Source organism: Actinoplanes sp. NPDC048988 (genome assembly GCF_043197815.1).
GTDB lineage: Bacteria > Actinomycetota > Actinomycetes > Mycobacteriales > Micromonosporaceae > Actinoplanes.
This window is the reverse complement of the sequence record NZ_JBICTW010000002.1, coordinates 665,191-676,769: the sequence shown is the minus strand read 5'-3', so window position 1 is coordinate 676,769 and position 11,579 is coordinate 665,191. Positions and strand designations below refer to the sequence as shown.

General features: G+C 72.6%; 12 protein-coding genes. All 12 read left to right on the top strand.

The window, feature by feature from the left end; all coding sequences use genetic code 11:
• The first annotated feature begins 96 nt into the window (after positions 1-96).
• Positions 97-465, top strand: coding sequence for a holo-ACP synthase (locus tag ACGFJ7_RS10200; RefSeq protein WP_360245447.1), 369 nt, complete (start codon positions 97-99; stop codon positions 463-465).
• Between the two features lie 72 nt (positions 466-537).
• A complete protein-coding gene (locus ACGFJ7_RS10195; protein WP_392641892.1) occupies positions 538-1,998 on the top strand; it encodes an NAD(P)H-hydrate dehydratase in 1,461 nt (486 codons plus the stop codon).
• 36 nt (positions 1,999-2,034) lie between these two features.
• The gene (alr, locus tag ACGFJ7_RS10190; protein WP_392641890.1) at positions 2,035-3,153 is read left to right on the top strand and encodes an alanine racemase; all 1,119 of its coding nucleotides are present in this window, start codon (positions 2,035-2,037) and stop codon (positions 3,151-3,153) included.
• Positions 3,150-4,232 (top strand): alpha/beta fold hydrolase, encoded by a 1,083-nt coding sequence (locus ACGFJ7_RS10185; RefSeq protein WP_392641888.1) that lies wholly within the window; start codon positions 3,150-3,152, stop codon positions 4,230-4,232. Before alr ends, ACGFJ7_RS10185 begins: the two co-directional genes overlap by 4 nt.
• Positions 4,232-4,687 (top strand): tRNA (adenosine(37)-N6)-threonylcarbamoyltransferase complex ATPase subunit type 1 TsaE, encoded by a 456-nt coding sequence (tsaE, locus tag ACGFJ7_RS10180; protein WP_392641994.1) that lies wholly within the window; start codon positions 4,232-4,234, stop codon positions 4,685-4,687. The genes ACGFJ7_RS10185 and tsaE overlap by 1 nt, the downstream gene beginning before the upstream one ends.
• 14 nt (positions 4,688-4,701) lie before the next feature.
• Complete coding sequence (gene ung / locus ACGFJ7_RS10175; RefSeq protein WP_360245435.1) at positions 4,702-5,394, top strand: uracil-DNA glycosylase; 693 nt, start codon at positions 4,702-4,704, stop codon at positions 5,392-5,394.
• Positions 5,395-5,424: 30 nt separating this feature from the next.
• Positions 5,425-6,282 carry a tRNA (adenosine(37)-N6)-threonylcarbamoyltransferase complex dimerization subunit type 1 TsaB gene (gene tsaB, locus ACGFJ7_RS10170; RefSeq protein WP_360245432.1) on the top strand — a complete coding sequence of 286 codons (858 nt, stop codon included), beginning with the start codon at positions 5,425-5,427 and terminating at the stop codon, positions 6,280-6,282.
• Positions 6,282-6,719, top strand: coding sequence for a ribosomal protein S18-alanine N-acetyltransferase (rimI, locus tag ACGFJ7_RS10165; protein WP_360245429.1), 438 nt, complete (start codon positions 6,282-6,284; stop codon positions 6,717-6,719). Before tsaB ends, rimI begins: the two co-directional genes overlap by 1 nt.
• Positions 6,712-7,761 carry a tRNA (adenosine(37)-N6)-threonylcarbamoyltransferase complex transferase subunit TsaD gene (tsaD, locus tag ACGFJ7_RS10160; protein WP_360245426.1) on the top strand — a complete coding sequence of 350 codons (1,050 nt, stop codon included), beginning with the start codon at positions 6,712-6,714 and terminating at the stop codon, positions 7,759-7,761. Before rimI ends, tsaD begins: the two co-directional genes overlap by 8 nt.
• Positions 7,762-7,770: 9 nt before the next feature.
• Positions 7,771-8,025 carry a hypothetical protein gene (locus tag ACGFJ7_RS10155; RefSeq protein ID WP_360245423.1) on the top strand — a complete coding sequence of 85 codons (255 nt, stop codon included), beginning with the start codon at positions 7,771-7,773 and terminating at the stop codon, positions 8,023-8,025.
• Positions 8,026-8,077: 52 nt separating this feature from the next.
• Complete coding sequence (locus ACGFJ7_RS10150) at positions 8,078-9,769, top strand: ABC transporter transmembrane domain-containing protein (RefSeq protein WP_392641884.1); 1,692 nt, start codon at positions 8,078-8,080, stop codon at positions 9,767-9,769.
• The gene (locus ACGFJ7_RS10145) at positions 9,766-11,577 is read left to right on the top strand and encodes an ABC transporter ATP-binding protein (protein ID WP_360245417.1); all 1,812 of its coding nucleotides are present in this window, start codon (positions 9,766-9,768) and stop codon (positions 11,575-11,577) included. Before ACGFJ7_RS10150 ends, ACGFJ7_RS10145 begins: the two co-directional genes overlap by 4 nt.
• The last annotated feature ends 2 nt before the right edge of the window (positions 11,578-11,579 follow it).

Sequence of the window (11,579 nt, the reverse complement as noted above, 5' to 3'; positions counted from 1 at the left end):
GCCCTGTGGATATCCGCCGCGATCACGCAGCGGCGTTGTCCACAGGGCTTGAGAGCGGGCCTGCCTGGTGCTAAGCCCGCCCGTTAGGGTGGGCGAGTGATCGTGTCTGTCGGCATCGACGTGGTTCTGGTGGAGCGCTTCGCGCGCGCCCTCGACCGGACACCGCTGCTGGGGGTTCGGCTCTTCACCGAGGACGAGCGGCTGACCGGCTCGGGGAGCCCTCGCTCGGCCGAGTCGCTCGCGGCCCGCTTCGCGGCCAAGGAGGCGGTGGCCAAGGCCCTGGGTGCTCCGGCCGGGCTGCGGTGGCACGACTGCGAGATCGTCTCCGATCCCGACGGCCGCCCGTGGTTGACGGTTTCCGGTACGGTCGCCGCGGCCGCCACCGAGCGAGGGATCAACCGGTGGCACCTCTCCCTGTCGCACGACGGGGGAATCGCCTCGGCGATGGTGGTCGCCGAGTCCTGACCAGCGCCGACGTAAAAGTGTCGTACCCACGGCATAGAACTCTCGGCACACACCGAGCGGCTGGAGGACGAGATGCGGCAGGCATGGCGGGTCGCCGACGTGCGGGCGGCCGAGAAGGCCCTGATGGCCACGCTGCCCGAGGGCACGCTCATGCGGCGGGCGGCCGCCGGGCTGGCCCGGCGCTGCGCGCTGCTGCTCGAGGAGAGCGGCGGCGTCTACGGCTCCCGGGTGCTGCTGCTGGTCGGCAGCGGCGACAACGGGGGTGACACGCTGTACGCCGGGGCCGCCCTGGCCCGGCGGGGCGCTCAGGTGCGCGCGCTGCTGCTGCGCCCCGAGCGGGTCCATCTGGCCGGCCTGGGCGCGCTGCGGAGTGCCGGCGGCTTCACCGTCCGCGACCTGCCCGACGGCGCCGATCTGGTGCTCGACGGCATCGTCGGGATCGGGGCGAGCGGTGGTCTGCGCCCGCCGGCCACGGTGATCGTCGACGCCCTGGTCGGGCTGCGCGGGCGTACGGGCAAGCGGGCTCCGATCGTCGCCGTCGACGTGCCGAGCGGGGTCGCGGTCGACACCGGTGACGTTCCCGGCGAGGCCGTGACCGCTGATGTCACAGTCACCTTCGGCTGCTACAAACCGGCTCATTTCGTCGGTGCCGCGGCGCCGCGGTGCGGTCAGGTGGAGCTGGTCGACATCGGGCTCGGCCCGGTGCTGCGCGCCGATCCGGCCCTGCGGGTCCCCGACGCGGACGACATCGCGGGTTGGTGGCCTCAGCCGGGGCCGGCCTCCGACAAGTACACCCGTGGAGTGGTGGGGGTGGCGACCGGCTCGGCGACCTATCCGGGCGCCGCGATCCTCTCGACGACCGGCGCGCTGGCCGGCCCGACCGGCATGGTGCGTTATGCGGGCAGCGGTCATCGGGAGGTGGTCCGCGCCCATCCGTCGGTCGTGGCGGTGCCCAAGGTGAACGATGCCGGCCGGGTGCAGGCGTGGGTGTGCGGCTCCGGTCTGGGCACCGACGAGGAAGCGCGCGTCGCGCTGCGCAGCGTGCTCGCCACCTCGGTGCCGGTGGTGCTCGACGCCGACGCGCTGACCCTGCTGGTCGACGGCAAGCACGCCAAGGACCTGCGGCGCAACGCGCCCCTGGTGATCACGCCGCACGACGGGGAGTTCAAGCGGCTGGCCGGGGAGGCGCCCGGCGCCGACCGCGCGGGCAGCGCCCTGCGGCTGGCCTCGTGGATGAACGCGGTGGTGCTGCTCAAGGGTGACCGCACGATCGTGGCCACACCGGCGGGCGAGGTCTGGGTCAACCCGACCGGCTCCTCGGCGCTGGCCACCGCCGGCAGCGGCGACGTGCTGGGCGGGCTGCTCGGCTCGCTGCTGGCCGGCGGACTTCAGCCCGAGCGGGCCGCGGTGGCCGCCGCCTACGCGCACGGGCTGGCCGGCCGCCGGGCCGCCGCCGACGGCCCGGTGACGGCGCCCGACGTGGCCGCCGCCCTCCGGCCAGTCGTCGGCGACCTCCTGAGGGGTAAGCCGTAACGGGAATCGTCATACCGAATAAGTAGGCTGGGAATCATGTGGCAGGCCGAAGTCCGGGTCGATCTGGACGCAATCCGGGACAACGTCGCGTTGCTGCGCGCCCGCACCACCGCCGAGGTCATGGCGGTCGTCAAGGCCGACGGCTACGGGCACGGCATGGTGCCGGCGGCCCGGGCCGCGCTGGCCGGTGGGGCGACCTGGCTGGGCGTCGTGACCCTCGAGGAGGCGCTGGAGCTGCGGCGAGCCGGTATCGACGCGCCCGTGCTGTCCTGGCTGCATGTTCCCGGCCGCCCGCTGCACGAGGCGGTGGCGGCCGACATCGATCTGAGCGCGGCGAGCCTGGACCTGCTCGCCGAGGTGGTCGCGGCCGCTCGCCGGGCGGAGCGGACCGCCCGCGTACATCTGAAGATCGACACGGGTCTGGCCCGCGGTGGCGCGACGCCCGCCGAGTGGCCGGCGTTGCTCGAGGCGGCGGCGAAAGCGCAGGCCGACGGCGACATCGACGTGGTCGGCGTGTGGAGCCACTTCGTCTACGCCGACGCTCCCGGCCACGAGACCATCGACCACCAGCTCGCCGTGTTCGCCGAGGGGCTGGCCACCGCCGAGCGGTTCGGCATCACCCCGCGGTACCGGCACATCGCCAACTCGGCCGCCACCCTCACCCGGCCCGACACCCACTTCGACCTGGTCCGCCCCGGCATCGCGGTCTACGGGCTGTCGCCGATCGCGGGGGAGACCTTCGGGTTGCGTCCCGCCATGACCGCGCGGGCCCGGGTCGCGCTCGTCAAGCGGGTCCCGGCGGGTCAGGGTGTGTCGTACGGGCACACGTATTTCACCGAGCGTGAGACGAGCCTCGCTCTGGTGCCGCTGGGGTACGCCGACGGCGTGCCGCGCCACGCCTCCAACTCGGGGCCGGTGCAGCTCGGCGGCAAGCGGCGGACGATCGCCGGCCGGGTCTGCATGGACCAGATCGTTCTCGACATCGGCGACGACCCCGTCGAGCCGGGCGAGGTGGCCACCCTGTTCGGGCCCGGCGACGACGGCGAGCCGACCGCCGACGACTGGGCCGCGGTGGTCGACACGATCAACTACGAGATCGTGACGCGCTTCGGCAGCGCGCGGGTGCCGCGGGTCTACGACGGGGATCAGGCATGAGCCCGGCGAAGGGATCGCGGCGGGCCAAACAGGTCGGCATCGCGGGCGCCGCGGTCGGTGTCGTCGCGGCCGGGCTGGCCACCGCGTTCGCCGTCGAGCGGGCCCTGGTGCGCCGCTCGGTAAACGCCCCCGGCGATCCCCACATCGACGAGCCCTTCGGCGACCAGCCGTTCGACCGCGAGCTGACGGTGACCGCGGCCGACGGCACCGACCTGCACGTGGAGATCGTCGAGCCGAAAAAGGGAAAGCCGGGAGCCAAGCCCACTGTCGTCTTCGTGCACGGCTTCGCGCTCGACATGGGCACCTTCTATTTCCAGCGCAAGGCGCTGACCGAGCGCGGCGATCAGCGCCTGGTCTTCTACGACCAGCCGGGTCACGGCAAGTCCAGCCGGCTCCAGTCGGGCGACTACGACATCGCCGCGCTGGGCAAGTCGCTGGCCGCGGTGCTCGACGCGACAGTGCCGGACGGGCACATCGTCCTGGTCGGCCACTCGATGGGCGGCATGACCATCATGGCGTTCGCGGAGCAGTATCCGGAGTGGTTCGGCGAACGGGTCACCGGCGTGGTGCTGATGTCCACCTCGGCCGGGCTGATCGACAAAGCCAAGATCGGCATTCCGTCCCTGGTCGCCCGGGCCAGCGCGCCGTTCTTCCCGCTCTGGGGCAAGGCGGCCCATCTCGGCGGCAGCCACATCGACCGGGCCCGGATGGTCTCGTCCGACCTCTCCTGGCTGCTGACCCGCCGGTACGGCTTCGGCGAGCCCAAGCCCAGCCCCTCCCTGGTCACGTTCGTGGAAAGCATGAACTCGAAGACCTCGGTCGAGACGCTGACGAAATATCTCCAGACGCTCTACACCCACAACCGCTTCCCGGCGCTGTCCGCCCTGCGGGGCGTGCCGGTGCTGGTCATCGTCGGCACGAAGGACTACCTGACGCCGGTCACCCACTCCGAGCAGATCTTGAAATACCTGCCCGAGGCGGAGCTGGTCAAGATCGAGAACAGCGGTCACGTGGTGATGCTGGAGAAGGCGGACGAGGTCAACGCCGTACTGCTGCGCTTCCTGGAGAAGGTCTCGTGATCAAGCTGCCGACGGTCGAGGACACGCACGCGTTCGGGCGGCGGCTCGCGGGAATCCTGCGCGCGGGTGACCTGGTGCTGCTCACCGGGCCGCTCGGGGCCGGCAAGACGGCCCTGGTGCAGGGCATCGCGGCCGGCCTCGGCGTGTCCGACGCGATCACCTCGCCGACCTTCGTGATCGCCCGGGTCCATCGCGGGCGTACGCCGTTGGTGCACGCGGACGCGTACCGGCTGGGTGACAGTCCCGATCCCCGGGCCGAGATCGACGACCTCGACCTGGACGCCTCGGCCGACGACGCCGTCACCGTCGTCGAGTGGGGTGCCGGGATGGTCGAGCAACTGAACGACGAATACCTTCGGGTCCGCATCGACCGGCTGGACGACGACACGCGGGTGATCGAGTTGATCCCGCACGGCGGCGACTGGGCCGACCGCGTACAAACCTTGTCCCCCTAAAAGAAGGGAACACCGTGAATCTGGCGGAACTGCTGCCGGCCGACTGGCGAGCCGAGCTTGCCGGCTTTCTCGACGAGAAGGAGACGGCCGCGCTGGGTGAGTTCGTGGCGGCGGAGTACGCGGCGCACACGATCTATCCGCCGATCGAGGACCTGTTCGCGGCGTACCGGCTCTGCCCTCCGGAGCAGACCCGCGTGCTGATCCTGGGCCAGGACCCGTACCACGGCGCCGGCCAGGCGCACGGCCTGAGCTTCAGCGTGCGCGACGGGGTGCGGATCCCGCCGTCGCTGCGCAACGTGTTCAAGGAGCTGGCCGAGGACGTCGGCGTGGCGCCGCCGGCCAGCGGCGACCTGACCGGCTGGGCCCGGCAGGGTGTTCTGCTGCTCAACGCGGTTCTGACCGTCCGGGCGGGTGCCGCGGCGTCGCACGGCGGCAAGGGCTGGGAGGCGTTCACCGACGCGACGATCAAGGCGCTGAACGCGCGCGACGAGCGGGTCGTCTTCCTGCTCTGGGGTGGTTACGCGCGCAAGAAGGCCGCGCTGATCACCAATCCGGTGCACGCGGTGCTCGAGGCGGGCCACCCCAGCCCGCTCAACCCGAAGGGCTTCCGCGGTGCGCGCCCGTTCAGCGCGGCCAACAAGGCGCTGGCCGACGGCGGCCGTCCCCTGATCGACTGGGATCCGCGAGCCGAGCCGGTCGCCGGATAACGGATACCGCGGCGCGTTAGGGTCGGGGACGTGCTCGTACTGGCTCTGGACACCGCGACCCCCGCGTCGACGGCCGCCCTGGTGGAGGTCACCGCCGACCGCCTCACCGGGGTGGCCGAGCGGCGCACCGTCGACCCCCGCGCGCATGGGGAGAAGCTCGCGCCCGAGATCTCCGCCGTGCTCGATGAGGCGGAGATCCGGCCGGGTGATCTCGGCGCGATAGTCGCCGGGCTCGGGCCGGGGCCGTTCACCGGCCTGCGGGTCGGCCTGGCCACCGCCGCCAGCATGGGACAGACCTTGGGCATTCCCACGTACGGGGTGTGTTCGCTCGACGGGATCGGCCGCGCCGCCGGGCCGGGGCGGGTGCTGGTCGCCACCGACGCGCGGCGCCGCGAGGTCTACTTCGCGACCTATGTGGACGGTGTGCGGCTGTTCGGTCCCGAGGTGGCCAAGCCGGCCGACGTGGCCGAGGTGCTGGGTCAGGCGTACCGGAAAAGGACCAGTGAGGCGGCCGAGTCGGCCGCCCTGTCCGAGTCCGAGATCATCGAGTCGGCCACGGCGCTGGCCGGCGTCGAGGCCGCCCGGCTCGCGGCCGTCCTGGCCCGGGCCGAGATCGACGCGGTGGTCGACGACCCCGACGAGGACCGTGGCTACTGGGCCAAGAAGCTGCGGGCGTTCGACCGGGCGGCCGGTGAGGGCGCGCTCAAGTACGGGGATATTTTCGGCGTACCGGTGGAAGAGCATCTCCTCTACCCGCCCGGCGCGGCCCTCGTGGCCCTGGCCGCCGAGCGCATCCGCTCGGCCGCGCCCAGCGAGCAGCTGACGCCGCTCTATCTCCGCCGGCCGGACGCTGTCGAACCGGCCGGGCGCAAGCCGGTGCTCACCTGATGCGCATCGAGCGTTTCCGCTGGTGGCACATCGCCGACGTGCTGCCCATCGAGGCCGATCTGTTCGGCGACGAGAAATGGTCGCCGGCGATGTTCTGGAACGAGCTCGCCCAGCGCAACTTCTATCTGGTGGCGCTGGCCGGTGCGGACGAGGTGGCCGGCTACGCCGGTCTGTCCACCACGCCGGACGAAGCCTGGGTGCAGAACATCGCGGTCAAGCGCGACGGCCAGCGGCGCGGCACCGGCCGGGCCCTGCTCGAGGCGCTGCTGGCCGAGGCCGCCCGGCTCGGCATCAAGCAGACGCTGCTGGAAGTCGCGGTCGACAACGCGCCCGCCCAGCGGCTCTACGCCACGTACGACTTCGAGCCCGTCGGCATCCGGCGCGGCTACTACCAACCCAGCAACACGGACGCACTGGTGATGATGCGCAATGCCTGACGAACCCCTGGTCCTCGGGATCGAAACCTCCTGCGACGAGACCGGGATCGGCATCGTCCGCGGGCACACCCTGCTCGCCGACGCCCTGGCGTCCAGTGTGGACCAGCACGCCCGGTTCGGCGGTGTCGTGCCCGAGGTGGCCAGCCGCGCCCACCTCGAGGCCCTCGTGCCGACCATGCAGCGCGCGCTGGACGAGGCGAAGGTCACCCTGGCCGACATCGACGCGATCGCGGTGACCAGCGGGCCCGGTCTCGCGGGGGCGCTGCTCGTCGGGGTGGCGGCGGCCAAGGGGTACGCGGTGGCGGCCGACAAGCCGTTGTACGGGGTCAACCATCTCGCCGCGCACGTGGCCGTCGACACCCTGGAGCACGGCCCGTTGCCCGAGCCCGCCATCGCCATGCTGGTTTCCGGCGGGCACTCCTCGCTGCTGCTCGTCGACGACCTCACCAACGGCGTCAAGCCGCTGGGCGCCACCATCGACGACGCGGCGGGCGAGGCCTTCGACAAGGTGGCCCGCCTGCTCGGGCTGGGCTTTCCCGGCGGGCCCGTCATCGACCGTACGGCGAGGGACGGCTCCGCCTCGATCGCGTTCCCGCGCGGGCTGACCGCGGCCAAGGACCTCGCGGCGCACCGTTTCGACTTCTCCTTCTCCGGGCTCAAGACGGCCGTCGCCCGCTGGGTCGAGGCCCGGCAACGCGACGGCGATCCGGTACCGATCGCCGACGTGTCCGCCTCCTTCCAGGAGGCCGTGTGTGACGTCCTGACCGCCAAGGCGATCGACGCCTGCCTGACCCACGGCGTCCGCACGCTGGTGATCGGTGGGGGAGTGGCGGCCAACTCGCGCCTGCGGGTACTGGCCGAGGAGCGGGCCGCCAAGCACGGCATCGAGGTCCGCGTGCCCCGGCCGCAGCTCTGCACGGACAACGGGGCGATGGTGGCGGCCCTCGGCTCGCGGCTGGTCGCCGCCGGTGTGGCGCCCAGCCGTCTCGATCTGCCCGCCGATTCCGCGATGCCATTGACCTCGGTCAGCGTGGCGGGGTAGGAAGCGAACATGATCGCGCGGATGTGGGAGATACGGGCTTCCAAGAGCGGCTTCGACGAGCTGCTGACGTGGGTCTGTGACGTGGCCGTGCCGCGGATCGAGGTGCTTCCGCAGCACGTGTCGAGCGACGTCTACTCGTCCACCGACAACCGGATCGTCGTCATCTCGAAGTGGCGGAACACCCCCGAGAACCTGCCGGCGCCCCCGCCGAATCTCATCGCCCGGGCGCCGCACGTGTGGGATTTCAGCCCGGTCGACCGCTGAGGGGAAAACGCGTCGCGTTTTGTCGTACCCCCGCCGTAACGTCGGGGCCCTGATGCGACGACTACCCGATGCCGATCCCGGCACCCCCGACGGCCGGTCCCCGGTCCGCTATCTGCGATGGCTGATCCGGCGTGACCGGTTCGCCGTCTACACGGCGATCGTCATGGCCGTGCTCTGGATGCTCTGCCAGGCCGCCGTGCCCGCCGTGGTCGGCAAGGCGATCGACGCCGCCACCGACCACGACCGGCACGACCTTCTGATCTGGTCGCTGGCGCTGCTCGGGGCCGGTCTCGGTCAGGCGTTCTTCGGTGTGGTGCGCCATCGGTTCGCGGTCATCAACTTCCTCGGCGCGATGTTCCGGACCGTTCAGGTCACGGTCCGCCAGGCCGGGCGGCTCGGGTCGGCGCTCCCGCGCCGGCTCGACACCGGCGAGGTGGTCGCGATCGGCACCTCCGACATCCGCCAGATCGGCTCCGCCGTCGACATCACCGCCCGGGGCACCGGCTCGCTCATCGCCGTCGTCGCGGTGACGGTCATCCTGCTCACCACGTTGGTGCCGCTCGGCCTCGTGGTGGTGCTGGGCGTGCCGCTGCTGATGGCCATCGTGGGCCTGCTCATCCGCCCGCTGCACCGGCTCCAGCAGGCCTCCCGCGACCAGCAGGGCCTGCTCACCGGCCGCGCCGCCGATCTGGTGGGCGGCCTGCGGGTGCTGCGCGGCATCGGCGGCGAGGCGGTGATGGGCGAGCGCTACCGCGCCGAGTCGCAGCGGCTGCGGGCGGCCGGGGTGCGCACGGCCCGGGTCGAGTCGCTGCTCGAGGCCGCGCAGGTGCTGCTGCCCGGCATCTTCCTGGTGCTGGTCACGTGGCTCGGCGCGCGCTTCGCGCTCACCGGCCACATCACGGTGGGCCAGCTGGTCTCCTTCTACGCGTACGCCGCGTTCCTCGTCACGCCGCTGCGGCAGCTCACCGAGGCGATCGACAAGCTCACCCGCGGCCACGTCTCGGCGCGTCGCGTCGTCTCGATGCTGGCCGCGGAAACCGACCTGCCCGACCCGGCCGGGCCGCTTCCGGCGAGCCTGCTCGCCGGTGACCTGGCCGACCCGGAGTCCGGCGTGACGGTCCGGCCGGGCGAGGTCACCGCGATCGTCGCGGCGGTGCCGGCCGACGCTGCCGCCATCGCCGACCGCCTGGGGCGGTACGCCGAGGGCGCCACCGTCGGCGGGCACGCGCTGTCGTCGTTCGAGCTGGCCGCGGTCCGCGAGCGGATCCTGGTCGGCGACAACGACGCGCGGCTGTTCACCGGTCCGCTACGGTCCGATCTCGACCCGGCCGGCGACGACCGGCTCCCGGCCGCGCTGCACGCGGCGGCCGCCACCGACATCGTCGAGGCGCTGCCCGGCGGGCTCGACAGCGAGGTCGCCGAGCGGGGGCGTTCCTTCTCGGGCGGCCAGCAGCAACGGCTGCGGCTGGTCCGGGCCCTGGTCGCCGACCCCGACACGCTCGTGCTGGTCGAGCCGACCAGCGCGGTCGACGCGCACACCGAGGCGCGGATAGCCGACCGGCTCGCCGTGGCCCGGGCCGGGCGGACGACGGTGATCTGCACGTCCAGCCCGCTGGTGCTCGACCGCACCGACCGGGTGCTCTATGTGGAAGGGGGCCGGGTGGTCGCCACCGGCACCCACCGGGGGCTGTTGGAAAGCGAACCGGGCTACGCCCGGACGGTGCTGCGAGAGGACGCCGCGTGAGCAACCTGTTGCCGGTGGCCGACACGGCCCAGGTGCGGCGCTACGCCCGTGATCTCTTCCGGCGCTACCCGCGTGCCCTGACCATCGCGGTCGGGCTGCACGTGCTGGGTGCGCTGGCCGGGCTGGCCGGTCCGCCCCTGCTCGGCGACCTGGTCGAGGCGATCCGGCAGGGCAAGGGTGTCGGGGTGGTCGACAAACTGGCCGCGTTGATCGCCGGATTCGTCGTGCTGCAAGCGATTCTGGTGCGCTTCGCGCATCTGGCCTCGGCCCGGCTCGGTGAGCGGGTGCTCGCCCGGCTGCGCGAGGAGTTCGTCGACCGGGTGCTCGCCCTGCCGCTCTCCACAGTGGAACGGGCGGGCTCCGGTGACCTGCTGACCCGGACGACGCGTGACGTCGACGCCCTGTCGCGGTGTGTGCGGCTGGCCGTGCCCGAGACGATGATCGCGCTGATCACCGTCGTGCTCGTGGTGGGCGCGCTCATCGTGGTCACGCCCGTGCTGGCGCTCTCGCTGCTGGTCGCGGTGCCGATCCTGGTCGTCGGCACGAGGTGGTACCTGCGGCGCGCGCCGGCCGGCTATCTGCGACAGAACGCGGCCTATTCGACGGTCACCGACGGGCTGGCCGAGACGGTCGAGGGCGCGCGGACGGTCGACGCGCTGCGCCGTCAGCGGCAGCGGATCGAGCGCTCCGACGCCGACCTGGGCCAGAGCTGGGTGGCCGAGCGGTACACGCTGTTCCTGCGGATGGTGTGGTTCCCGGTGGTCGAGGCGGCGTACGTGCTGCCGGTGGTGGCGACGCTGGTCCTGGGCGGCTGGCTCTACCTGCGCGGCTCGATCTCGCTGGGGCAGCTCACGGCCGCGGTCATCTACGCGCAGATGCTGATCGACCCGCTCGACCGGCTGCTGAGCTGGCTCGACGAGTTGCAGATCGGCGGCGCGTCCCTGGCCCGCCTGCTCGGAGTCGAGGACGAGGCGCGGGAGAGCGTCCAGCTGCGGGCGGCGAAGGAGCCGGTGGGGACGCGTATCGAGGTCTCCGGCGTGCGGTTCTCCTATGTGGCCGGTCGCGAAGTGCTGCACGGCATCGATCTCACGCTCGAACCGGGGGAGCGGCTGGCCATCGTCGGGCCTTCCGGCGCCGGCAAGTCGACGCTGGGCCGGTTGCTGGCCGGGGTGCACGCACCGACCGGCGGCACCATCACGGTGGGCGGGGTGCCGCTGGGTGAGCTGCCGCTCGACCGGCTGCGCACCGAGGTGGCGCTGGTCAGCCAGGAACACCACGTGTTCATCGGCACGGTCCGCGACAACGTGGCCATGGTGCGGCCGGGCGCGGCGGACGACGAGGTGCGCGGGGCGCTTCAGGCGGTGCGCGCGCTGGAATGGGCCGAGGCCCTGCCGGACGGGCTCGAGACCGTGGTCGGCTCGGGCGGGCAGGCGCTGACGGCCGCGCAGGCGCAGCAGCTCGCGCTGGCCCGGCTCGTGCTGGCCGATCCGCACACGCTCGTCCTCGACGAGGCGACGTCACTGCTCGACCCGCGGGCGGCCCGCGATCTGGAGCGGTCGCTGGCGGCGGTGCTCCACGGCCGTACGGTCGTGGCCATCGCCCACCGGCTCTTCTCGGCGCACGACGCCGACCGGGTCGCCGTGGTCGAGGACGGCCGCATCACCGAGCTCGGCTCCCACGACGAGCTCGTGGCCGCCGGCGGCCCCTACGCGGCCCTGTGGCGCTCCTGGCACGGCGAGCGCGTCCCCGACCTGCTGGACGACGAGACCGAAAAGGGGCGCGCCCCGCAGGACGCGCCCCTTCGGTGATG

Bases quoted from the DNA above. Each gene is read 5' to 3' on its own strand.
- ACGFJ7_RS10195 (WP_392641892.1), top strand. From the start codon at position 538: ATGCGGCAGGCATGGCGGGTCGCCGACGTGCGGGCGGCCGAGAAGGCC.
- alr (WP_392641890.1), top strand. From the start codon at position 2,035: ATGTGGCAGGCCGAAGTCCGGGTCGATCTGGACGCAATCCGGGACAAC.
- ACGFJ7_RS10185 (WP_392641888.1), top strand. From the start codon at position 3,150: ATGAGCCCGGCGAAGGGATCGCGGCGGGCCAAACAGGTCGGCATCGCG.
- rimI (WP_360245429.1), top strand. From the start codon at position 6,282: ATGCGCATCGAGCGTTTCCGCTGGTGGCACATCGCCGACGTGCTGCCC.
- tsaD (WP_360245426.1), top strand. From the start codon at position 6,712: ATGCCTGACGAACCCCTGGTCCTCGGGATCGAAACCTCCTGCGACGAG.
- ACGFJ7_RS10155 (WP_360245423.1), top strand. From the start codon at position 7,771: ATGATCGCGCGGATGTGGGAGATACGGGCTTCCAAGAGCGGCTTCGAC.
- ACGFJ7_RS10150 (WP_392641884.1), top strand. From the start codon at position 8,078: ATGCGACGACTACCCGATGCCGATCCCGGCACCCCCGACGGCCGGTCC.